This is a genomic window from Streptomyces sp. NPDC058284, from assembly GCF_042881135.1.
Taxonomy (GTDB): Bacteria; Actinomycetota; Actinomycetes; order Streptomycetales; family Streptomycetaceae; genus Streptomyces.
In genome coordinates this window covers 151,063-173,073 of the sequence record NZ_JBHVYE010000002.1, presented here as the reverse complement: position 1 = coordinate 173,073, position 22,011 = coordinate 151,063, and the positions used below count along the sequence as shown (strand labels likewise).

Here is a 22,011-nt window from a genome sequence, read left to right as displayed (position 1 = left end):
CGGCCCGGCCCGGGTTCACTTGCTGCTGCCCGGCCGTAGGATCGCCGCTGCGAGGACCAAGCCCGCTGCCGCGATGGCCGCGGCCACCCAGAAGGCGAGCCGGTAGCCGTCGGCCGTGGCGGCGAGCGTTTCCGTGCCCCGGCCGGTCAGGGACTCGGTGCGGCCCGCCGCCAGGGTCGTCAGGATCGCGAGGCCCAGTGAACCGCCCACCACCTGGGTGGTGTTGAAGAGGCCGGAGGCCAGACCCGCGTCCTCCTCGGACGCGCCGCCCATCGCGAGCCCCGTCACGGCGGGCAGCGCCGCCGCGAACCCCGCGCCGAGCAGCAGCATCGCGGGCAGGACGTCGACGGCGTACGAACCGTCGGCGGGCAGGCGGCCGAGGAGGGCGAGGCCGAGGGTGATCAGGGCGAGGCCGACGAGGAGCGTGCGGTACGCGCCGTAGCGGCCGATGAGCCGGGCCGAGAGGGTCAGCATCAGGACGCCGATCACGACGGGCGCGGGAAGGAAGGCCACGCCGGTCATCAACTCGCCGAGGCCCAGGACGCGTTGGAGGTAGAGCGCGCCGATGTACTGGAAGCCGTACATCCCGGCGATCATCAGCATCTGCACGGCGTTGGCGCCCGTCAGGACGCGTGAGCGGAAGAGGCGCAGCCGGAGGAGGGGCCGGGCGGCGCGGGCCTGCCGGGCGGCGAAGGCGGCGTGGAGGAGGAGGGCGCCGACGGCGAGCGCGGCCGTCGCGACCGTGCCGTGCTCGGCGGCGGTGACGATGGCGTAGACGGTGAGCATGAGCGCGCCGGTGATGAGCGCGGCGCCGAGGTAGTCCGCGCCGCCGCCGAGACCGGTCCCGCGGTCACCCTCCAGTACGCGTACCGCCGCGATCAGCGCGACGACGCCGATGGGCAGGTTGATGAGGAAGATCCAGTGCCAGTTCAGGGTCTCGGTCAGCGCCCCGCCGAGGAACGTGCCGATCGCGCCGCCCGCCGCCCCGACCGCGCTGAACACCGCGATGGCCCCGGCCTGTTCGCGCGGCTCGGGAAAGAGCGCGACGAGCATGCCGAGCACGACCGCCGACGTCATCGCGCCGCCGACACCTTGCAGCGCGCGGGCCGCGATCAGCATCCCCTGATCGGTGGCGACGCCGCACAGCACGGACGCGGTCGTGAAGACGGCGAGCCCCGACACGAACATCCGCTTGCGTCCGACCAGATCCCCGAGCCGCCCGGCGAGCAGCAGCAGCCCGCCGAAGGCGATGAGGTAGGCGTTGACGACCCAGGCGAGCCCGGCGGCCGTGAAGCCCAGGTCGGCCTGGACGGCGGGCATCGCCACCGTGACGATGTTGCCGTCGATGATGGTCATCAGGGCGCCGGACGACAGCACGGCGAGCGACGCCCAGGGGGACGCGCGCCGACGGGACGACGGCGCGGCCGGCGCCGGGGTGTTGACCTCGGACAGGACCTGGGACATGGTGACGACCTCCGCACTTGGCACCCTTGACCTGCAAAGGTGCACGACTTGTAACGGGGCTCATCGTGGGTGACCGGGTGGGCCGGCAGAAGGAGGCACTTTGATGTCCCAGGGGAACACGCGTGTTACCGCCCAGGTGGTGAACGCGCAGGCGTGCCCGGTCCGCGAGGTTCTTGACAGGGTGGTCGGCAAATGGAGCGTGCCGATCCTCATCGCGGCGGCCCACGGCCCCATCCGCTTCACGGAACTGGAGCGCGCCATCGAGGGCATCAGCCGCCGCATGCTGACCCTGACCCTGCGCAACCTGGAGCGCGACGGCCTCCTCGTACGGACCGTGCACCCCACGGTCCCGCCGAAGGTCGAGTACGAACTGACACCCGTCGCCCTCGAACTGCACGGCACACTGCTGCAGCTCACCGGCTGGGCGGAGCGGCACCGGGTGACGATCGCGGAATCCCGGGCGGCGTACGACGAGAGACGGGAGCTGGTGGAGTCGTAGAGCGGGCGTTCGTGGGCGGAGTCGCGCCGGGTGCTCTCCGGGTGAGGTCCGACGCACTCGGCGCCGCGGCGGCGCGAGCGTTCCGCTCAGCCGTCCGTGCCCGTCTGCCCGTCGAACGCCGGCTCCCGCGCCCGCAAACCCGCCTGGAAGCGCGACGTCGCGCCCAGTGTCGTCATCAGGTCGGCCACGCGCCTGCGGTACGTGCGCAGGGACATGCCCAGCTCGCGTGCCGCCACCTCGTCCGTGTGGCCGGCGCCCAGCGCCCGCAGGACCCGGCGCGCCTCGTCGTCCAGCGCCGGGGGCCGCGTGCGGCGGAACTCCGCGAGGTCGGTGGCCGTTTCCCACGCGGCGTACACGAGTGCCCTGACTCCCTCGACCGCGACCTGGGACCGGATCACCGTGAAGGTCCGCACGCCCCGGACCGGGGCGCCGGCCAGGATCGCGACGCGCCGGTCGATGACGATCGCCTCGTGGGCCAGCGGCGCCGCCGAGATGCGTACCTGCGCGCCCGACTCGGCGATCCTCAGCAGCCGCTCCTCGGACCCCTGGTCGGCGAGCGCCCGCGGCGTGTACAGCTTGCGCATCGCCAGGCCGCCGGGGGTGAGCGGTGGCCGCCTGCCGCCGGCGAACGCGGCGTTCACCCCGGCGGAGAAGGTCACCAGGTCCGCCGCCGCGCACAGGAACTCCTCGCGGGCCCCGGTGAACAGGGAGCCCGCTCGGCGTACCAGTTCCCGCTCGCCCCGCAGGGATACGATCTGATCGTCATTCGATGTGCTCGCCATGGTGGCGACAGTCTGCGGTGCCCGGCGGAAGCGGTCAACGCTGGCAGTAAGTGGCCATGCGTTCGCTTGTGAAACGCCTACGCCGGAGGATCTGCCCCATGGCGACGACGAACAGCACCAGCAGCAGTACGAGTGCCAGCACCAGTACCAGTACGAGTGCGGGCACCAACCCCCTTCCGGCCGCGTCCGCCGGGGGTTTCCGTATCGGCGGCGACCTCCCCGTCCACCGCATGGGCTTCGGCGCGATGCGGCTGCCCGCGCCCCAGTGGGACGGGCCCGCCCACGACCCGGAGCGGAGCATCGCCGTGCTGCGCCGCGCCGTCGAGCTCGGCGTGAACCACATCGACACCGCGGCCTTCTACTTCTTCGAGGACATCGCGGCCAACGACCTGATCCGCAAGGCCCTGCACCCCTACTCCGACGACCTCGTCATCGCCACGAAGGTGGGCCCCGGGCGCCTTCCCGACGGCAGCTGGACGGACCCGGCGGACCCGGCGGAGCTGCGCGCGGCCGTGCACCGCAACCTGCGCGAGCTGGGCCGCGACCACCTCGACCTGGTCTACCTCCGGTTCCTGCGGAGCGACGGCCCCGGCGGGGACCGCTTCGCCACGCTGGCGGCGCTGCGCGATGAGGGGCTCATCCGCCACCTCGGCGTCAGCAGCGCCACGCCGGAACAGCTCGCCGAGGCCCAGGAGATCGCGCCGGTGGCCGCCGTGCAGAACAGGTTCAGCCCGCTGACGCGCGAGCACGACGAACTGGTCGGCCTGTGCGAGCGGCGGGACATCGCGTACGTCCCGTACTTCCCGTTCGGCGGCGTCGGAGCCCCCGATCTTCAGGTGCTCCGACGCGTCGCCGACCGGCACGGGGTCACGCCCGCCCAGATCTCGCTGGCCTGGCTGCTCGGCATCTCCCCGGCGATGCTGGTGATCCCGGGAACGTCGGCGCCGGACCACCTGGAGGAGAACGTGGCGGCGGCCGGGCTGCGGCTCGGCGCCGCCGACCTCGCCGAGCTCACCGCACTCTCCTACCAGACCGCTTCCACCCACTCCGGGTGATCGATGAACGGGTTCCGGTTGTGCTGGAACCTGTCGAAGATGACCTGGTTCCGGTTCTTCTCGAACGCGTCCGGCGGGTCGTCGTCGCTCCACTGCTTCAGGACCGAGAGGCGGCCGATGGCGGGCGCGCTGCCGTTGTCCACCTTGTCGTTGGGCTCCAGGTCGGGGAAGCCGTTCTCGCCGTCGTACCGCACGGCCATGTAGAGGATCATCCGGGCCACATCGCCCTTGACGGCGTCACGCGGCTCGAAGGAGTCGCCGTCGGTGAGGCTGCCGGGGGCTCCTTCGACCGCGCTGCCGCCGTTGTCGAAGTCCTTGTTGCCGCGGATGCTGTTGACCGTGACATCCTCGGGGCGCAGGTGGTGGACGTCGGTGCCGGGCCCCGTCGCCGTGCCGAAGTCGCCGTGCGACTTGGCCCAGACGTGCTCGCGGTTCCAGTCGCCCTGGTCACCGCCGCTCGCGCTCTTGCTCCGTGAGGTGCCGCTGTAGAGCAGGATCACGTTCGAGCGGTTGGCGGGGTCCTCGTCGGTGGTCTTGAGAGCGTCCCAGACCTGGTCGTACGAGAGTTTGGTCTGCTCGCTGATGATCGTGTGCAGCGCGGCCTTGAGCTCGGGGCCCGTCTTGCCGAGCGCGTCCTTGTAGTACGTGTCGTCGTACGTGGCGTGGGCGCCGACGGCCGCCGGTGCGGGTGTGGGGGAGGGCGTGGCCGTCGCGGTGGCCGGCAGGGTGATGCCGGCGAGCACCGCGGCGGCGGTCAGGGCCAGTGGTTTCCAGCGGTGTACACGCGGGAGGGGCATGTGGGGGTGTGTCCTTTCCCGGAGGCCTCGCGGGTGCCGTCCGCCGGGCTCGGGGCCATTCGGCGGGCGGTCTACGCGAGTTGACTAATCAACCATCGGGAGAGTCGCACGGATGCGCGTACGGCCGTGTGAACGGTGTGGGGTGGTTGGGTGACGATGTCATGTACACGGCCGGGTGGAAGTTGGTTGCGTGGGCCATCGAGTTGGCTTAGCGTGCTGCACGCTGCGTGCTGCCTGGTCGCCGCGCCCTGACGCCAGTTCCCTCCGCCCCGAGGAGCCATGTTGCTTGACGCCCCCTCTGCCACCGGACGAGGCGGCAGGTCGTCGGCGCCGCCCGGCAGAGGGCTGATGCTCGGCGTGCTGCTGTCGGCGATGTTCATCGTTCAGTTCGACTTCTTCGTCGTCAACGTGGCCGCGCCCTCACTGGCACGCGACCTCCACGCCGGTGCGGGAATGCTCGAACTCGTCGTAGGCGGCTACGCGTTCGCCTTCGCCAGCGGGATGATCACGGGCGGGCGGCTCGGTGACATCTACGGACACCGCCGTCTCTTCGTCATCGGTATGGCCGCGTTCGGCGTCGCCTCCCTGCTGTGCGGCGTCACGGCCACCGCGGGGCAGCTCGTGGCGGCGCGGCTCCTGCAGGGCGCCGCGGGGGCGCTGATGGTTCCGCAGGTGCTCGCCGTGATCACCGCCCACTTTCCGGCGGCGTCCAAGCCCCGGGCCCTCGCCGGCTACGGCATGGCGAGCGGTCTGGGCTCCATCGCCGGGCAGGTACTCGGCGGCGCGCTCCTCGAACCGCAGCTGTCCGTGCCGGGCTGGCGGCTGATCTTCCTGATCAACGTGCCGGTCTGCGCGGTCGCCGCGGTGCTTGCGGCCCGCCACCTGCCCGCCCCGGTTCCCGGCAGGAACGCCGGTCTCGACCCGGTGGGCGCCGTCGGGGTCTGCCTCGCACTCGTACTCGTCCTGCTGCCGCTCACGCTGGGCAGGACCTCGGGATGGCCGGTCTGGTCCTGGATCTGCATGGCGGCGGCTGTCCCGGTGACGGTCGGCACGCTGCTCTGGGAACGCGCCCTGACCCGCCGCTCGGGCAGCCCCGTCCTCGATCTCACCCTGTTCCGCAGCCGGTCCTTCAGCTCCGGGATGGTCGCCGGAATCGCCTTCCAGCTCTACTTCGGCAGCTTCATGTTCACCCTGACGCTGCTGCTCCAGTCCGGACTCGGCCTCCGCCCGCTCGCCGCCGGACTGGTCTTCGCACCCATGGGGATCCTCTTCGGCGCAAGCTCACTGCTGGGCAGAAGGCTCATCGGCCGGTACGGGATGCGGATCCTCCTCGTCGGCAGCGCGACAACGGCGTGCGGACTGCTCTCGCTGACCCTGCTGCTCCACGGGTCCGGCCCGTCCGTCGAGGCCCCCTGGGTCGTGCCCTGCCTCTGTCTCTGCCTCTGCCTGGTCGGGGCGGGAAACGGGCTCGTGCTGCCCGCGCTGATCGGCGCCGCGCTCGTCCAGGTGCGGCCGGAGAAGGCGGGGGCGGCCTCCGGAGTGCTCACCACCACACAGCAGTTCGCGAGTTCCGCGGGCGTCGCGGTGGTCGGCGCCACGTTCTTCGTCATGCTCGGCGGGGCACCGGACGCCCAGGACTACGCACGCGCCATGACGGCATCAGCGCTGATCGACGTGGTGCTGGTGGCGGCGGTCCTGTGCATGTGCTGGCTGATCATGCGCCGCACGGCCGCGGGGGCGGAGGCGGGGGCGGAGGCGGAGGCCGGAGGGTGACGGGAACAAGGTGACCTTGCGGCTGGGGCACGGCGCGGGACCGGGCGCTCGGGCACCTGCACGGGGCGCGAGGCCCTTCGACCGGCGCGCGGCTCGCGGGCCCGAACGTACGCTCCCGCCACCACGGCGGCGCCGCCCGTCACTTCCTGCGCGGCGATGCGAGAACGTACCGACCGCCCCTGCGCGGCTCGGCGTGTTCGCCGGTCTGCCAGCCCGCCCGCTCCAGCGCGGCCACGCACCCGCGCAGCCCCTCCGGCGTCGGGTCCCGCACGGCGACGGCTTCCGGCTGCGGTGTCTCCGTGACCCGGTAGCCCTCGCCGCTGGGGCCCGCCGGGCGGCAGCCCGCCGCTTCGAGGGCCAGCGCCGCCGCCTGCACCAGATGCGACCGCTCCCAGGCGCAGGGGCGGTCCCGCGCGCCGTCGTGGTTCGTCATGCGGCGCAGTTCGACCAGGCCCTCCCAGGCGCTGCGCACCTCCCGCGCGCGGGCGGGGCCCTCGGCGGCGGGCGGCTCCGTCTCCGTGCCGGTGCGCGCGGCGAAGGCGCCGTCGGACGCCGGGCGCGGCGGCTCCACGGGCGCGGGCGCGGTGCCCTCCTCCCGTACGCGATGACCGGCCGGCGTCAGGAAGCAGGCGTGCGGGGGCCGGGGATGGCGGAAGGCCAGGCGTGCCCGCACCAGGCCCGCGAGCTGGCTCTCGGTGCCGGTCAGGCGCCCGGTCTCCGGGTCCGCCGCCTCGATGACCCGTAGCTGCGCGGCTGTCGGAGGCTTCATCGCACGCCCGTCCCTTCCCCGGTGCCGGTTCCGTCGACCTGTCCGACGACTCGTCCCGTCAACTACTGGTGATGGTGCCCTGTGCCACTGACATCACGAGTTCGAGGACCCGCCGGTCGTCGTCCGCGTCCCCCCGCTCCCCGGGGCTCCCGGGATACGTGTCAAAGAGGACGTCCGTGGCGCCGAGACCCGCCAGCGTCTCCAGGTCGCCACGGATCTGGTCCACGCTGCCGTGACCGAGCGGACGTTCCGGAGTGTCCTGCTGCTGCCCGAGCCGGATCTGCAGACGCGGCACCAGGTCCGGCACGGGACGGCCCGCCGCCTCCGCCTCGGCCGTCATGCGCGGAAGCGCCGTACGCAGCAGCTCCCGGCTCGGCATGAACGGGTGCCAGCCCTCACCGAGGCGCGCCGCACGGCGCTGCGCGGCGGGGGAGTTGCCGCCGACCCAGACGGGCAGGCGGGGATGGGTCGCGGGGGCGGGGGCGGTGCGGACACCGGCGTACGAGACGTACGTGCCGTCGAAGGACGTCGGGTCCTCGCTCCACGCGGCCCGGATCGCCGCGAGGTACTCGTCGGTGATCGCGCCGCGCTCCCGGAAGGGGACGCCGAGCACCTCGTACTCCGCGGCGGACCAGCCCACCCCGGCGCCGAGGATGAACCCCGCGTCGTTCAGTCGGTCGATGTTCGCGGCCATGCGCGCGGTCTGCAGGGGGTGCCGGTACGGGATGACGGTGATGGTCGTGCCGAGCCGCAGCCCCGGTACGCGGCCCGCGAGGTACGCGGCGAGCACGAACTGGTCGTAGAAGGGCGCCGGATAGACCTCGTGGACGTCGGGCGTCACCGCGATGTGGTCGGAGATCATCGCGAATTCGAGGCCGAGGTCGCGGGCGTCGGCCGCCTGGCGCAGGAGGGAGTCGGGGGTGGTGCCGGAGCCGAAGTTGAGGAGGTTCACGCCGTATCGCATGAGCGCAGTCTTGATGATCATCGGCGAGGCTGTCGAATGCGCGGCTGTCGAATCGCGGCTGTCGGATACGGCGGGGCCCGCGGGAAGCGGAACCCCGCCGCTCTCAGTTCACTTCACCAGCTGCGGCCGCAGGTTCCAGCTCGCCACCACATGCCGCCGGTGCTCCGTGCTCAGTCGGCTCACCGTGCCGGTGGCGAGCAGGAACATCGAGCCGCCCGACGCGGGCAGGCCGAGGCGGCGGGCCGCGAGGACGCGCAGGAAGTGGCTGTGGGCGAAGAGGACGACACTGCCCTCGTTGTCGGCGAGCGCCGCGTCGACCTTGGCCAGCATTCGGTCGGCGCGCTCGCCCACCTGCTCCGGGCTCTCGCCGGGATGCTCCGGCGGGCCGGGGGCGACGCCGTCCGTGAAGAGGTACCAGTCGGGACGGGTGCGGTGGATCTCGACGGTCGTGACGCCCTCGTACGCGCCGTAGTCCCACTCGCTCAGATCCGGGTCGACCCGGGCGTGCGCGAAGCCGGCCAGCTCCGCGGTCTCCCGCGAGCGAAGGCGGGGACTGGTGAACGCCGCCCCGATCCGGAACCTGCCGATGAGCGGGGCGAGCGAGCGGGCCTGCTCCCTGCCGTTGTCCGTGAGGGGGATGTCCGTCCAGCTGGTGTGCTGCCCCGAAAGGGACCACTCCGTCTCGCCGTGCCGGACGAGGAGCAGATCACCCATGGTCGCGCCGTTCCTGTTCTTCCGGTGGTGGCGGAACCGTCCGGCACCGCCACCACCGAGCCTGCCACGCCCCGGGGACCACGCGCCCGGCGGGACCCGGCAAGCGGCTCCCCCGACCTGCCCTGCTACATGCCCTGCGGCACCCGCGCCGGACGCCCGGAGCCGCGCGTCAGGGCGTAGCCGCCGACGCCGGCGAGCGCCGCGAGGACGCCGCCGGCCGCCGTCCACAGCCAGCGCGAGGACCACCAGCCGCCCGACCAGCCGTCCTCGGGCTCAACGGCGGCCGCGGCCTGCCGCTTGCCCGCGTCGTCCGATCCCGCGCCCGGCACCAGCGGCTCACCGAGCGAGCCGTCCACCGCCTGCGCGCCGCCCGCGTCGGTCGTGGTGACCTTCGCCTCGGCCCGCACCGGAAGGCCCAGGTCGTCGGCCTTGAGGTCGCCGACCGTGAGCCGCAGGTAGTAGGTGCCCGGCAGCGGATCATTGGCCCACTGCTCCGACCAGGCCCTGACGGTACGCAGCGTGCAGGAGAGCGACACCGACGCGGCGTCCTGCGCGGCCGTCTTCGCGGGCGTGCCGAGCCGGCAGGCCTGGCGGCGCCGCAGCCCGTCGTACACGTCGACCCGCCAGGTCGACGCGGCGTGCCGGGCCGCGGCGTCGGGGAGCTGCACCGTCGCGTGCACGGTGGCGCGCTGCCCGGTGTCCACGGGGAACGCCCAGTAGAGGTAGTCGCCCGTGGAGGCCTGTGCCGAGGCCTCCTGGTCGATGCGGAGCGCGGTCGCGGTACGGAAGGACGTGCCCGCCTCCGTGACCTTCTCGGCGGGTTCGTCGTCGGCCGTCGCGACCCCCGCGGCGCAGGAGAGGGCCAGCAGGGCGGCACCGGCCACGGCGGCGAAGCGCCCCGTCACACGTGTCGTACGCATCAGTTGGTCCTCCAGACCGCGAAGCGCCAGCGTGAGATCCAGCCCCAGACCAGACCGGCGAGGAAGCCGACGAGGACGAGCAGGCCGAGCAGCCACCAGCCGTGGCCGAGCCCGAAGAAGGCGACGTCCGACGCCTCGTCGGGCGAGTCGACCAGGTCGACGGCGAGCTCGACCGGCAGGCCCGGCGTCGTCTTCACGGAAGCGGGCGCGGAGAACGAGTTGCTGACGCGCAGACAGACGGTCTCGGCCGCGGTGTTCTCGTCGTCATCGTCGTCCGCCTCCGGCGTCGGATGGCGCAGGCCGGTCGAGATCACGTCGGTGCGCCCGTCGCCGGACTCCTGGCCGCGCACCAGCTCGCGGCCCTGCGGCGTCTCGGCGCGCAGCAGCACGCCGTAGTCCTGGTTGACGGCGCGGTCCGCGGACACGCTCACGGAGGCGCGCAGCTCCTTGCCCGCCGGGACGTTCACGCGGTACCAGCGGTGCTCGCCGAACTTCTCGCGGTCGGTGTAGAGGCCCGACTTCAGCTCGGGGGCGTCGGTGCACTGCGCGGCGCCCTTCGCCTCGACGGGCGTGACGACCGGATCGGCCGCGCGGTCCACCAACTGCTTCACGCGCCCGGAGAGTTCATCGGTGTGGCGGACCGACGTGTACGTTCCGCCGGTGGCCTCCGCGATGCAGCTCAGCTGGTCGCGGGTCTTCGCGTCGGGCACCAGGCCGAGGGTGTCGATGGTGAGGTGGATGCCCTTGGCGGAGATGTCGCGGGCGACCACGCACGGGTCGAGCGGCTGGCAGGTGTCCTCGCCGTCGGAGATGAGCACGATGCGGCGGCTGCGCTCGGCGTCGTCGCCCTTCGTCAGGTCGTCGGCGGCCTTGAGGAGCGTCGGGCCGATCGGGGTCCAGCCGGTCGGCGCGAGCGTCGCCACGGCGGTCTTCGCGTCGGTGCGGCCCGCCTTGTCGAGCTGCTCCACGGGGTAGAGCAGCTCGGTGTCCTTGCAGCCCGTTTTCCGGTCGTCGCCGTGGTAGTTGGCGCCAAGCGTGCGGATGCCGAGCGCGACGTCGTCCGGGGTCGCGTCGAGGACCTCGTTGAAGGCCTGCTTCGCGGCGGCCATCCGGGACTTGCCGTCGATGTCGCGGGCCCGCATGGAGCCGCTGACGTCGAGGACCAGCTCGACCTTGGGGTTGGGCGGTGCCGGTTCGTCGTCGTCATCGGCCGCGGCGGGGCCGGCCGTGACGAGCCCGGCGGTCAGGGCGGCGAGCAGGGCGATGACCCAGGCCGCCGGCCGTTGTCTTGTGATCATCGCCGGATACTATTGATCTCGGGCGCGCATCCCCAAAACGAGGCCGGAACGGCACGCAGAGCCACGGCCTGACCACGCGTCACGCCATGACGTGAGCGCGCGTCACACCATGACGTGAGCACGCGTCACACCACCGCCGGACCACGCGTCACGCCCATCCGCACGGAGCGGGTCAGCGCTTCAGCTCCCGGCCCCCGAACGCCCCCGACCCGTCCGCCCGCTTCCACCACGACTCCATCGCCGCCTGGTCCATGGCCCGCCAGTCCGGGGTCGCCTGGACGAGCGCGCCGCCCAGGCGCCGCCCGAGGTCCACCATCGATCGGCCGGAGGCGGTGCGGTCGGCGTCGTACGCGGCCAGGGCGTCCGCCCAGTCGTCCGCGGCGGTGAGGGCGGACTCCAGGACCGTGGCGTCCTGCAGCGCCTTGACCGCGCCCGCGCCGGTGTGCGGCCGGGCCACCGCCGCCGCGTCGCCGACCAGCAGGACGCGCCCTGCGGTGCAGCGCGGCGCGGCGAAGTCGTACATGGGCTGGAGGAAGAGCTCGGCGGGCGCGGTCTCCCGCACCAGCGCGCCCCAGTAGGGCGGCAGCAGCGCGTCGGCGACGTACGCGAGATGCGCGGCGAGCGCCTCCGTGAGGCCGCCGGGCGGCAGGCTCGTGGGGCCGGTGAGCCGCAGGTCGAGGCCGAGCCCGAGGTCGAGGTCCGGGGGCGGGGCGGTGTACAGGACCCAGTTGACGCGGTGGCCGCCCGCGCCGTCCGGGATGCGGTAGACGATGAGGTGCCCGCCGGGGAAGACGGCGTACACACAGTCTTCGTCGGCCCACCGCTCCGGATCGTCGAGACGGGCCTCGGGGAACGCGCCGCGCCAGGCGAGATAGCCCGCGTACGCCGGACGTACGTCGCCGAAGCGGGCCGCGCGGACCGCCGAACGGTAGCCGTCGGCACCGATGACGAGGTCGTGGTGCGTGCTCCCCGCGTCGGTCGCCACCTCGATGCCCCTGTCGCCGGGACGCACCTCCCGCACCGTGGCGCCCGCGCGGAAGTCGACGTCCGACGGGATGCGACGGCGCAACTCCCGCCACAACGGGCCCCAGTTGTACGTGCGGAAGGGGAACGGCAGGACGGCGATCTCGCGGCCCAGCGGGGACGCGGACGCCTCGTCCCGCACGTACCAGCGCCGCCGCACGAGCTGCACCCACGGCATGCCCGCGTCCACGTACCCCGCCGATTCGAGCTCCGCGTAACGGGAGTCGTGCATGGCGAGCCCGACACCGCGGTCCGCCAGGCCGTCCGCGGCGCGCTCGTACACCGTGATCTCGTCCGCGCCGCCGCGGTGCGCGGCCAGTGCCGCGGCGCACCCGGCGATGCTGCCGCCCACGACGGCGACCCTGCCCCCACGCATCATGGCGCCATCCTGGCAGCCCCGATGACCGCCTGTCAGCCGAGCGAGACCCCGCGCCCGGCGAAGAACGGCTCGAACTCGTCGGCGGACATCTCGGCGGTGCGGGTGCGCGCGTCGATGCCGGAGGGGTTGTGGAAGTGCAGCAGCCCTTCGGGCGTACGGCGGGTGAGCAGGACCAGATGACCGCCCCGGCCCGGCGCGGGCCGGTGCGGGCGGCGGATCTCGAAGTGGACGGAGGCGACGACCCGCCGCCCCTCGTCGAGGAGCGCGCCGATCTCCGCCACGCTCAGGTGCCGGTGGACCTCGGCGCGCAGGCCGAACTCCGCGCGGGCGTACTCGGCGAACGGGGCGTAGATCATGCCCTTGATCACCCCGTCCTCCTCGGTGTACGCCCCGTACTTGAGGGCGCCGTCGCGCAGGGCGAAGAGGGACGGGGCGGACGCGCCGAGCGCCATCCGGAAGCAGGTCAGTCCGCACAGATGGCCGCACCAGCGCGCGTAGTCCTCGACGGTCGCCGCGCCCGAGGTGGGCCACGCCGGGTCCGCGGCGCGGTCGAACCCGTCGTACACGATGGGTCCGACCAGTTCGGGCGAGGCGAACTGCGTGTGGACGGGCACGGCACAGGTGGTGCAGGGCGGCACGACGCTCCCGGGGGCCGGTGTCACTGGAGGCTGGGGCTACTGACGATAGCCGCTGAGGAAGCGGCCGATGCGGCTGATCGCCGCGTCCAGGTCGTCCGCGTGGGGGAGGGTCAGGACGCGGAAGTGGTCGGGGCGGGGCCAGTTGAAGCCGGTGCCCTGGACGACCTGGATCTTCTCCTGGAGGAGGAGGTCGAGGACGAACTTCTCGTCGTCGTGGATGGGGTGGACCTTCGGGTCCAGGCGCGGGAACGCGTACAGGGCGCCCTTCGGCTTCACGCAGGAGACGCCGGGGATCTCGTTCAGCTTCTCCCAGGCGCGGTCGCGCTGCTCGTGCAACCGGCCGCCGGGCGCGGTCAGTTCGTGGATCGACTGGCGGCCGCCGAGCGCGGCCTGGATGGCGTACTGCGCGGGGGCGTTCGGGCACAGCCGCATGGAGGCGAGCATCGTCAGTCCCTCCAGGTAGTTCTTCGCGTGCTGCCGCGGGCCGGTGACGACCAGCCAGCCCGACCGGAACCCCGCCACGCGGTACGTCTTGGACAGCCCGCAGAAGGTGAGGACCACGAGGTCCGGGGCGAGCGCGGCGACGCTGTGGTGCACCGCGTCGTCGTACAGGATCCGGTCGTAGATCTCGTCGGCGAAGACCATCAGGCCGTGCCGGCGCGCCAGGTCGAGGATGCCCTCCAGGACCTCCTTCGGATAGACCGCGCCCGTCGGGTTGTTGGGGTTGATGATGACGACGGCCTTGGTGCGGTCGGTGATCTTCGAGGCCATGTCGTCGAGGTCGGGGTACCAGTCCGCGGACTCGTCGCACACGTAGTGGACGGCCTTGCCTCCGGAGAGGGTCGTGACGGCGGTCCACAGCGGGAAGTCGGGGGCCGGGATGAGGACTTCGTCGCCGTCCTCCAGGAGGGCCTGCACGGCCATGGTGACCAGTTCGGAGACGCCGTTGCCGAGGAACACGTCGTCCACGGAGACCTCGTCGAGGCCGAGCGCCTGGTAGCGCTGGGCGACGGCGCGGCGGGCGGAGAGGACGCCGCGCGAGTCCGTGTAGCCGTGCGCGTTCGGCAGCATCCGGATCATGTCCTGGACGATCTCCTCGGGTGCCTCGAAACCGAAGAGCGCGGGGTTGCCGGTGTTGAGGCGCAGGACGCTGTGGCCCGCCTCCTCCAGGGCGTTCGCGTGCTCGATGACGGGGCCCCGGATCTCGTAACAGACCTCGCTGAGCTTGCTCGACTGCCGGAACTCCATGCGGTGCGCCTCCCATGACGTGTGTTGCTTGGTTTTACCAAGTCGCCGCTTGGAAAGTCCAACAACTTGCATAGACTATGCCGCATGCCACCTCGCCGAAGCTACGACCAGTACTGCGCGGCCGCCCGGGCGCTCGACGCCGTGGGCGACCGCTGGACCCTGCTGATCGTCAGGGAACTGCTGGTCGGCCCCCGTCGCTACACCGACCTCCACGCCGACCTGCCGGGCGTCAGCACGGACGTGCTCGCCTCGCGCCTGAAGGACCTGGAGCAGCGGGGCCTGGTGACCCGCCGCAGGCTGCCCCCTCCCTCGGCAGCGTACGTCTACGAACTCACCGGCAGGGGGCGGGAGTTGCTGCCCGTCCTCGAAGCCCTCGCCGCCTGGGGCGCGCCCGGCCTTGAGGAGCGCGCGCCCACGGACGCGGTGCGGGCGCACTGGTTCGCGCTGCCGCTGCTGCGGCGTCTCGGGGAAGCCGGGGCGGAGGGTGTGGTGGAGGTACGGCTGCCCGAGGGCGGCTTCCACGTACGGCTGGCGGGCGGCGCGCGGAGCTACGGGGACGGGCCCGCGCCGGACGGTTGTGACGCGGGCCTCGCCCTGGACGCCGCCACCTGCCTGGCGGTGAGCCGCGGCGAACTCACCGTCGGGCAGGGAGTGCGGGAGGGCCGGATCGAGCTCACCGGCGACTCGGTCCTCGCGAAGGCGCTGCGCGAGACGTGACGGGACAGGCGCCCCGGAGCGGGGCGCCTGTCACGGCAGTGGCACGCCGCGGGCGGTGACCCACAGCTCGTACCACTCCTCGTGGGTGAGCTCGGGCTCGCGGGTGACCGCGTCGCGGCACGCCAGGATGCGCTCGGGCCTGCTGCTGCCGATGACCGGGGCGATACGGGCCGGATGGCGCTGGAGCCACCACAGCAGGATCGTCTCCGGCGTCGTCCGCTTGCGCTCGGCGAGGTCGGCGACGAGCCGCGCGGCCGGTGAGTCGAGAGGGCCGGTGAAGCGGCCCTGGGCCAGGGGGCCCCAGGCCTGCACCTGGACGTCGTGGGCCTGGCAGTACTCCAGGGTCCCGTGCGGGAAGCCGTTCTCGTTCGCGGCGGGCGTGTTGAGGAGCACCCCCGCCTCGACCCAGTCCCGGCTCCCCAGGCCCATCTCCAACTGGTTGGCGAACAGAGGCGGTTCGAGGTGGGCCTGGAGCCGGTCCATCTGCGCGGCGCTCATGTTCGACACGCCGAAGCGGCGCACGAGGCCCTGCCGGTGCAGGGAGGTGAGCGCCGCCGCGATCTCCTCAGGGCCTGTCAGCGGATCGGGCCGGTGCAGGAGGAGTACGTCGATCACGTCGGTACGCAGCCGGGTGAGGCTCTCCTCGACGCGCCGGACGATGCTCGGCCCCCGCAGGTCGTACATGCCGGGCAGGCCGCCCTCGGCCTGCCGGATGCCGCACTTGGTCTGCAGGACGATGCGGCTCCGCAGCTCGGGCGCCCTGGCGAGCAGTTCGCCGAAGACCGCCTCGGCCTTGCCGCGCCGGTAGATGTCGGCGTGGTCGAACGCCGTGATGCCGATGGCCAGCGCGGCCTCGACGGCGGCCTCCGCGTGCGCGATGTCCGACGCGGTGTACGGCGCGGAGTCCCAGGTGCCGCCGAGCCCCATGCACCCGTACAGCGGCTGCCCTGCGGGCGGTTCGTGCTGCGCAGTCATGTCTCTCCCTCCGTGGTGGACCCGGCCATCGTCGCGCAGACCCCGCGCCGGACGATCAGTTTCCGCAGACGATCAGTTTCGGAGAGGGGCACTCTCCGGAGAGGATCACTTTCCGAAGGGCACGTCGCGCGTGGTGGCCATCCGCCGGGTGTCGTCGTGGGCCCGTACGAACTCCTTGATGTGGCCGACGGCCTGCTTCGCGGACGACTCGTCCTTGCCGCATCCGCCGGTGCCCGGGACGCCGTCGGGGTAGCAGGAGGCCCGGTGGCCGTAGATCAGCCCGTCGGCGTCGCCACCCGACGCGTCCAGGAGGCGGTCGGTCGCCGCGCGGTCGCCCGCCGCGGTAGTCCAGCCGAAGGTGCGCGCGAGTTCGCCGCGGTCGCGTGCCTGCGACCCGAGACGCAGCTGTTCAGTCACCTTCCCGAGAACGGTCGGCAGGTTGAGGTCGAACAGGCCCTTGTCCATGACGCGCTGGTTGTGTGCCACGGCGTCGCCGTGCGCGCCGAACTGCTCGCGCACGTCGGCGGCGTCCCCACTGATGTCCACACCCTCGCGGTCGGTGAGGCCGCTGCTGACATCCTTCCAGCCGGCCCCGCCCGCGGTGCCGTAGAACCCGTACAGGACCCGTACCCCGGTGCTCTCCAGCTTGGCGCGGGCCAGGTCGCGCAGGGCCGCGACCGAGCAGTGGCGCCACTTCGCGTCACCGCTGTCGCAGTAGTCGGGGTTCTTGATGTCGAGCCAGACGAACCCGATGTTCGCGCCCGCCGCGCGCTGCCGCGCGATCCGGTCGAACATGTCCGCCACGGTGTCGCCCGCGCTGGTGGGCGTCCCGTCGTGATCGGCCCACCACCCCTTCTTCCAGGCGGTGGCGTCGATCTCCAGCGCGTTGGCCCCGTGGTCGAGCGCCTTGTCGACACCGCCGACGGTCAGGACACGGTGCGCGATGGCCCAGACGGGCCGCTTGCCCTGCGGGTCCTCGCGGGACGCGGCCGTAGCTGTCACCGAGGGACCGGCGAGCCCCATCACCAGGGCAGCGCACGCGGTGGCCAGCGTCGCGGCCCGAGCGGTCGAGCGGGTACGGGCACGATGTATCACGGTTGTCTCTCCATCCGTTCCTGTGCGCTCGCTCCGGGCGCGGCGGCGCGAGGGCGCGGCACCGCGGGAGGAGACGCGCCGTGCCCCTGATCGCGGGACCCGGCTCAGCTACCGCGCCTGCCCACGCCGTCCCACGTGAAACGCCCCTGGTCAGTCAGGAGAGGGACGCGACGATCACCGTGGCGTCGAGCTCGTCGTCGGTGGCGACCCGCGCCCGCAGCCCGGCGCCGGTGACGGCCGCGACGGCCGCGTCGGCCTGCCGCTCGCTGGTCTCGAACAGCAGGACGCCGCCGGGCGCGAGCCACTCGGCCGCACCGGCGACCACGCGCCGCAGCACGTCCAGGCCGTCCGCGCCGCCGTCGAGCGCCACGCGCGCCTCGTACTCGCGGGCCTCGGCGGGCAGCAACTCGATCTCCACCGTGGGCACGTACGGCACGTTGGACAGCAGGACGTCGACGCGGCCCTTCAGTCCGGTGGGCAGCGGGTCGAAGAGGTCGCCCTCGTACACCTCGCCGCCCGCGGCCGTGACATTGCGCCGGGCGCAGCGGACGGCGGCGGCGTCCACGTCGGACGCGTACAGCTCGACCTCGTCGAGACGGTCCGCGAGCGCCACGCCGAGCGCGCCGGAGCCGCAGCACAGATCCACGACGACCGCCCGCGGCGGCGCGAGCGCGACGGCCCGCTGAACGAGCGCCTCGGTACGCCGCCGGGGCACGAACACCTCGGCGTCCACCTCGACGCGGAGCCCGTAGAACTCCGCGTAACCGACCACGTGTTCCAGCGGCAGGCCACGGACCCGGCGCTCGACCATCGCGTCGAGTTCGGCGGGGCCGCGCGCCGCGGACATGATCATCCGCGCCTCGTCCTCGGCGAAGACGCACCCCGCGGCGCGGAGCCGGGCGGTGACGGCGGCGGACTGGTCCAGCGAGGAAACCGACATGAAGGCCTTTCGGCTGAGGGCACGGTGAGACAGCTCAGGTTATCCGGGGCCTTCTTCGTCGGCAGGGTCGGCCCGACCGGGCCGGACCCATGGCGGCGGTGACACTTCGAGCGGACTTCGAGCGGCCCCTCCCCGCTTTCCGAAAGTGAATCCCGGGCAGCGCGCGGGAGCGGAATATATTCAAAGTTGTTGAGTAAATAGAAGGCGTGACGCGTTCGTTATTGATTGGCGGGCAACCCGGAACTGCCTATTCCGAAACTTCACGATTGCTTTACCTGAATCGGTACAGCACGGACATCTGGACACGCCCATCTGCCCTGAAACCTCCCTGATAGCCACATAAGCGCGCTATCTTATGGTGGACATGTGAACACTCTGTGTATTTGAATGGCCCCGGCACGCGTCGAAGACGAGAAATTTATTTCCTCGCATTGCGTATGCGTGGACCCGTGACCAGGGCGACGCAGGAGAGCGGACAGTGAAGATCGCGTTTCTCATCAACAACGCCTACGGCATCGGCGGGACGATCCGCGCCACCGCCAACCTCTCCCGTGCGCTGGCGGCCCGGCATGACGTCGAGGTCGTGAGCGTCCACCAGGTCGGCGACAGGCCCGACATCCCGCTGGATGAGCGGGTACGGCTGACCACGCTGATCGACATGCGCAAGGACGACCCCGGCTACGAGGGCGACCATCCGCTGACCCGCCTGCCGTGCACGATGTTCCCGGACACCGGCGCCGCGGCGAACTCCGCGCGCCTGCCCTACTCGGCGTTCCAGGACGAGCGCATCGGCCAGTGGCTGAGCGGGACCGACGCCGACGTGGTGATCGCCACCCGGCCCGACCTCAACGGCTACCTCGCCCGCGACGGCCACAACCGCTACCTGCGCATCGGCCAGGAACACCTGAGCCTGGACGCCCACAACCCCGCCCTGCGCGGGTACCAGAACGAGGCGGTCGCGAGGCTTGACGCCTTCGTCACGGTCTCCGAGGCCGACGCCGCACAGTACCGCCGCGCCCTGCCGCACGTACCGGCCCGCATCCTGTGCATCCCCAACAGCGTCCCGGAGCCCGCGGTCGAGCCCGTCGACCACCGCTCACGCGTCATCATCGCCGCGGGACGGCTCGCCGCCGTCAAACGCTACGACCGGCTGATCGACGCCTTCGCGAAGGTCGCCGACCGCCACCCGGAGTGGACGCTGCGGCTGTACGGGCGCGGCCCCGAGCGGCCGAGGCTGCGCCGCCGGATCGACCAACTCGGCCTGTACGACCGGGTGTTCCTCATGGGCCCGGTCTCCCCGATCGAGACCGAGTGGGCCAAGGGCGCCATCGCCGCCGTCTCCTCCGACATGGAGTCGTTCGGCATGACCATCGTCGAGGCCATGCACTGCGGAGCCCCCGTGATCTCCACCGACTGCCCGCACGGCCCCTCGGAGATCATCGACGGGACCAACGGCGTCCTGGTGCCGCTCGCCGACGGCGTCGACGGATACGCCGAGGCACTCGACTCCTTGATGGCCGACGCGCCCCTTCGCGTACGCCTCGGGGCAGCGGCCCGCGAACGGGCCGGGCACTACGCTCCGTCCGCCGTCGCCCGGCGCTACGAGACCCTGTTCCAGCAGATCTCCACCCCCTCCCGCCGACGCCTGGCGAAGGCCGCACGCCGCGGCTCCTTATGGACCCGCCTCAGATCGACGCTGCCGACGACCCCGGCCACGCACGCCCGACCGGCGCCCGCCCCGGCTCTCGAACCCGAGCCGCAACCCCCCGCGCCGCCCGTCGCCCACGTCAGGGCCACCGCCGAAGGCGGCATCGGCTTCCGACTCGACGGGGCGTCCCTGCCGCCCGGCCCCCTCGACTTCCTGGCCCGCCTGCGCCGCGACCCCAAGGGGCGTACCGTCCGGGTCCCGCTGCCGCCCACGCCCACCACCCCCGGCGCTCCCGACCCGCACTTCACGCTCGACCCGGCCGAGTACCCGCTCGCGGAGGGCCGTTGGGACTGCTACCTCGTCAGCCGGGACACGGAGGCGGGCAGGGCACGCCTCGTCTGCGCCCTGGCGGAACAGGCGCGCGGTGTCGGCCGGGCCCCCGCCCTCGTCGACGGCAGCGTCACGGCCTGGCTCCCCTACACCACCACCGACGGCTTCCTGGCCCTGCGCGTCTGGCAGCGCGACGCGCACGCCGAAGTCACGGACATCTCCGTCGGCGGCGACGAAGCCACCGTCACCGCCCGCCTGTTCACCGCGGGCACCCCCCGCCCCCTGCACACGGCCACCGTGGTCGCCGTCTCCCGCCAGGGCGAGGCCCACGACTTCACACTCCCCGTCGACCCGGCCCCCGCGCGGTCCACCGACTTCGCCTTCACGATCCCGTACTTCAGGGCCCTCGCACGCCGCGGCAGCGAACACGACGTGTGGGACCTGCGCCTGCACCTGGGGCACAGCAGCCCGCCCATCACCATCGGCCGCATCGGCGGCGACATCGTCGACCGCAAGAAGACGGACGTGGTCCCGGCGGTCCACCTGCCGCACAGCGAACGCGGCACAACCCGCGTCAAGCCCTTCTTCACCGTGACCAACGACTTGGCGCTGAGCCTGCGGGACCACGACCGCGACCGCGACCCGGAGCCGGACCAGCCCCGTTGACCTCCGGTACTGCTACCGCACTGCTACCGCTTCGCGCGCCTCGCCGACTTCACCGCACGCCCCCGGCGCCCCGATCGTCATCGCTTCGGCGTCCACATGACCGGCCCGCGCCCACAGGCCGCGCATCGTGACGTTCGTCAGTACGAGGAAGGGCACAGGCAGCGGCGGGAGCGCCGCGGTGGACAGGGACAGCGGCAGCAGACCGAAGGCCCGTCCCTGGACGAGGGAGGCCCGAAAGCGCACCGTACCGGTCAGGGTGAGCCGGTCCGCGGCCGTGCACGAGGCGCCTTGGGCGCTGCCGTAGTGGACGCGCGACCGCCGCGCCTCGACCGAGGTCGCCCGGCAGGTGCCCGCGGCAGGGGGACAGAACAGCCCCTGCACCGTGAGGGCATCCGCGCGTAGGTCGCTGCCGCCGGCCCCGCCCGCGCAGCGGAGGAGGCCACGGTCAGGCATGCGCGCGGGGTGTGCCCGACGCGCGGCGCCGAACGGGTGGCGCTACCGCGGCCCGGGCCGGGGCCGGACGCCTCGTACGGGGACGGCGTCGGGGTCGCCGGGCGGCGGCAGGGTGGTGGTGCCGTCGACGATGTCCCGGGCGAGGTCGGTGAGGCGCAGATGGTGGTGGCGTGCGTGGGCGCGCAGACGCTGGAAGGCGGTGTCGGGGTCGGTGGGGTGACGGGCGGTCAGGAACCCTTTGGCCTGCTCGATGACGGTGCGGGTGTCCAGGGCCTGCTGGAGCTGGGCGTGGATGGTGCGGTGCTGCTCCAGGGTGGTCTGCTGGAGCAGGGAGATGGCGGTGGCGTCGGCCAGGGCCCGGGACAGGTGCCGGTCGGCCGGGGGAAGGGGGCCGGGGGTACGGCGGAAGAGGTTCAGGACGCCGAGGGTCTCCTCGCGCAGCCGGATCGGGGTGGCGTGCACGCCGTGGTAGCCGGTGCGGTGGGCGTGGGCGCTGAAGCGAGGCCAGCGCGGGGTGGGGCCGGCGAGGTGGGTGTGGTCGATCGCCGCGGCCTCGTGGAAGGCGGTGAAGCAGGGGCCTTCGCTGGCGTCGAGTTCGAAGAGTTCCACGAGGCGGACGCGTTCGGAGGAGGCGGCCACCAGGCGCAGCGGCCCGTCGTGGGCGGCGAGCATCACGCCTGCGTCGCCGATGTCCAGCAGGTCCATGCAGTGCTCGGTGACGCGGTAGAGGAAGTCGGCGGGGTCGAAATCCGCGACGAGGGTGTCGGCGAGGTCGATCAGCGCGGCGGACACCCGCATCTCGCGCGACGGGCCTGACGTGGGCAGTGGAGGGACGGGCATGGCGGCCTCCGGTCGGGTGGATCA

Annotated in this window: 21 protein-coding genes; 5 read left to right on the top strand and 16 right to left on the bottom strand. The window is 72.7% G+C overall.

Annotated elements, in window-relative coordinates; all coding sequences use genetic code 11:
• Nucleotides 1-15: 15 nt before the first annotated feature.
• Nucleotides 16-1,464, bottom strand: coding sequence for an MFS transporter (locus ACFVYR_RS04040; RefSeq protein ID WP_384248268.1), 1,449 nt, complete (start codon nucleotides 1,462-1,464; stop codon nucleotides 16-18).
• A 103-nt stretch (nucleotides 1,465-1,567) separates the two neighbouring features.
• Between ACFVYR_RS04040 and ACFVYR_RS04035 the strand changes: the two genes are divergently transcribed.
• On the top strand, nucleotides 1,568-1,963 hold the full coding sequence (locus ACFVYR_RS04035) for a winged helix-turn-helix transcriptional regulator (RefSeq protein WP_384248267.1): 396 nt from the start codon (nucleotides 1,568-1,570) through the stop codon (nucleotides 1,961-1,963).
• Nucleotides 1,964-2,049: 86 nt separating this feature from the next.
• On the opposite strand, the gene ACFVYR_RS04030 is transcribed toward ACFVYR_RS04035, so the two are convergent.
• The gene (locus ACFVYR_RS04030) at nucleotides 2,050-2,745 is read right to left on the bottom strand and encodes a DNA-binding response regulator (RefSeq protein WP_384248265.1); all 696 of its coding nucleotides are present in this window, start codon (nucleotides 2,743-2,745) and stop codon (nucleotides 2,050-2,052) included.
• 98 nt (nucleotides 2,746-2,843) lie between these two features.
• Between ACFVYR_RS04030 and ACFVYR_RS04025 the strand changes: the two genes are divergently transcribed.
• A complete protein-coding gene (locus tag ACFVYR_RS04025; protein WP_384248264.1) occupies nucleotides 2,844-3,800 on the top strand; it encodes an aldo/keto reductase in 957 nt (318 codons plus the stop codon).
• Here ACFVYR_RS04025 and ACFVYR_RS04020 read toward each other — a convergent pair.
• The gene (locus ACFVYR_RS04020) at nucleotides 3,770-4,597 is read right to left on the bottom strand and encodes an endonuclease I family protein (RefSeq protein ID WP_384248263.1); all 828 of its coding nucleotides are present in this window, start codon (nucleotides 4,595-4,597) and stop codon (nucleotides 3,770-3,772) included. The two genes, ACFVYR_RS04025 and ACFVYR_RS04020, sit on opposite strands and share 31 nt — an antisense overlap.
• Before the next feature lie 279 nt (nucleotides 4,598-4,876).
• Here ACFVYR_RS04020 and ACFVYR_RS04015 point away from each other — a divergent pair, with 279 nt between their 5' ends.
• Nucleotides 4,877-6,370: an MFS transporter gene (locus ACFVYR_RS04015; protein ID WP_384248261.1), complete on the top strand. Its 1,494-nt coding sequence runs from the start codon at nucleotides 4,877-4,879 to the stop codon at nucleotides 6,368-6,370.
• Between the two features lie 139 nt (nucleotides 6,371-6,509).
• On the opposite strand, the gene ACFVYR_RS04010 is transcribed toward ACFVYR_RS04015, so the two are convergent.
• The 8 genes from ACFVYR_RS04010 to ACFVYR_RS03975 form a co-directional block, all read right to left on the bottom strand.
• A complete protein-coding gene (locus ACFVYR_RS04010) occupies nucleotides 6,510-7,139 on the bottom strand; it encodes a hypothetical protein (RefSeq protein WP_384248260.1) in 630 nt (209 codons plus the stop codon).
• Between the two features lie 58 nt (nucleotides 7,140-7,197).
• Nucleotides 7,198-8,124, bottom strand: a complete 927-nt coding sequence (locus ACFVYR_RS04005) for a TIGR03619 family F420-dependent LLM class oxidoreductase (RefSeq protein ID WP_384248258.1) — start codon at nucleotides 8,122-8,124, stop codon at nucleotides 7,198-7,200.
• An 87-nt stretch (nucleotides 8,125-8,211) separates the two neighbouring features.
• Nucleotides 8,212-8,817: a histidine phosphatase family protein gene (locus ACFVYR_RS04000; protein WP_384248257.1), complete on the bottom strand. Its 606-nt coding sequence runs from the start codon at nucleotides 8,815-8,817 to the stop codon at nucleotides 8,212-8,214.
• A gap of 125 nt (nucleotides 8,818-8,942) precedes the next feature.
• Nucleotides 8,943-9,737 (bottom strand): hypothetical protein, encoded by a 795-nt coding sequence (locus ACFVYR_RS03995; protein ID WP_384248256.1) that lies wholly within the window; start codon nucleotides 9,735-9,737, stop codon nucleotides 8,943-8,945.
• Nucleotides 9,737-11,035: a VWA domain-containing protein gene (locus ACFVYR_RS03990; RefSeq protein ID WP_384248255.1), complete on the bottom strand. Its 1,299-nt coding sequence runs from the start codon at nucleotides 11,033-11,035 to the stop codon at nucleotides 9,737-9,739. Before ACFVYR_RS03990 ends, ACFVYR_RS03995 begins: the two co-directional genes overlap by 1 nt.
• 172 nt (nucleotides 11,036-11,207) lie before the next feature.
• Nucleotides 11,208-12,434: an FAD-dependent monooxygenase gene (locus ACFVYR_RS03985; protein WP_384248678.1), complete on the bottom strand. Its 1,227-nt coding sequence runs from the start codon at nucleotides 12,432-12,434 to the stop codon at nucleotides 11,208-11,210.
• A gap of 35 nt (nucleotides 12,435-12,469) precedes the next feature.
• Nucleotides 12,470-13,051 carry a peptidase gene (locus ACFVYR_RS03980; RefSeq protein WP_384248253.1) on the bottom strand — a complete coding sequence of 194 codons (582 nt, stop codon included), beginning with the start codon at nucleotides 13,049-13,051 and terminating at the stop codon, nucleotides 12,470-12,472.
• Nucleotides 13,052-13,111: 60 nt separating this feature from the next.
• Nucleotides 13,112-14,323 (bottom strand): pyridoxal phosphate-dependent aminotransferase, encoded by a 1,212-nt coding sequence (locus ACFVYR_RS03975; RefSeq protein WP_384248251.1) that lies wholly within the window; start codon nucleotides 14,321-14,323, stop codon nucleotides 13,112-13,114.
• Nucleotides 14,324-14,407: 84 nt separating this feature from the next.
• Here ACFVYR_RS03975 and ACFVYR_RS03970 point away from each other — a divergent pair, with 84 nt between their 5' ends.
• A complete protein-coding gene (locus tag ACFVYR_RS03970; RefSeq protein ID WP_384248250.1) occupies nucleotides 14,408-15,040 on the top strand; it encodes a winged helix-turn-helix transcriptional regulator in 633 nt (210 codons plus the stop codon).
• 30 nt (nucleotides 15,041-15,070) lie between these two features.
• Here ACFVYR_RS03970 and ACFVYR_RS03965 read toward each other — a convergent pair whose 3' ends face one another.
• From ACFVYR_RS03965 to ACFVYR_RS03955, 3 genes are all read right to left on the bottom strand, one after another.
• The gene (locus ACFVYR_RS03965; protein WP_384248248.1) at nucleotides 15,071-16,015 is read right to left on the bottom strand and encodes an aldo/keto reductase family oxidoreductase; all 945 of its coding nucleotides are present in this window, start codon (nucleotides 16,013-16,015) and stop codon (nucleotides 15,071-15,073) included.
• A gap of 105 nt (nucleotides 16,016-16,120) precedes the next feature.
• On the bottom strand, nucleotides 16,121-17,110 hold the full coding sequence (locus ACFVYR_RS03960; RefSeq protein ID WP_384248246.1) for a phospholipase: 990 nt from the start codon (nucleotides 17,108-17,110) through the stop codon (nucleotides 16,121-16,123).
• Nucleotides 17,111-17,264: 154 nt separating this feature from the next.
• Nucleotides 17,265-18,050, bottom strand: coding sequence for a putative protein N(5)-glutamine methyltransferase (locus tag ACFVYR_RS03955; RefSeq protein ID WP_384248245.1), 786 nt, complete (start codon nucleotides 18,048-18,050; stop codon nucleotides 17,265-17,267).
• A gap of 478 nt (nucleotides 18,051-18,528) precedes the next feature.
• Here ACFVYR_RS03955 and ACFVYR_RS03950 point away from each other — a divergent pair, with 478 nt between their 5' ends.
• Nucleotides 18,529-20,694: a glycosyltransferase family 4 protein gene (locus ACFVYR_RS03950; protein ID WP_384248244.1), complete on the top strand. Its 2,166-nt coding sequence runs from the start codon at nucleotides 18,529-18,531 to the stop codon at nucleotides 20,692-20,694.
• A gap of 12 nt (nucleotides 20,695-20,706) precedes the next feature.
• On the opposite strand, the gene ACFVYR_RS03945 is transcribed toward ACFVYR_RS03950, so the two are convergent.
• Together ACFVYR_RS03945 and ACFVYR_RS03940 are read right to left on the bottom strand one after the other, a co-directional pair.
• Nucleotides 20,707-21,147, bottom strand: coding sequence for a hypothetical protein (locus ACFVYR_RS03945; protein WP_384248242.1), 441 nt, complete (start codon nucleotides 21,145-21,147; stop codon nucleotides 20,707-20,709).
• Between the two features lie 42 nt (nucleotides 21,148-21,189).
• Nucleotides 21,190-21,987, bottom strand: a complete 798-nt coding sequence (locus tag ACFVYR_RS03940) for an ANTAR domain-containing protein (protein ID WP_384248241.1) — start codon at nucleotides 21,985-21,987, stop codon at nucleotides 21,190-21,192.
• Nucleotides 21,988-22,011: the final 24 nt, after the last annotated feature.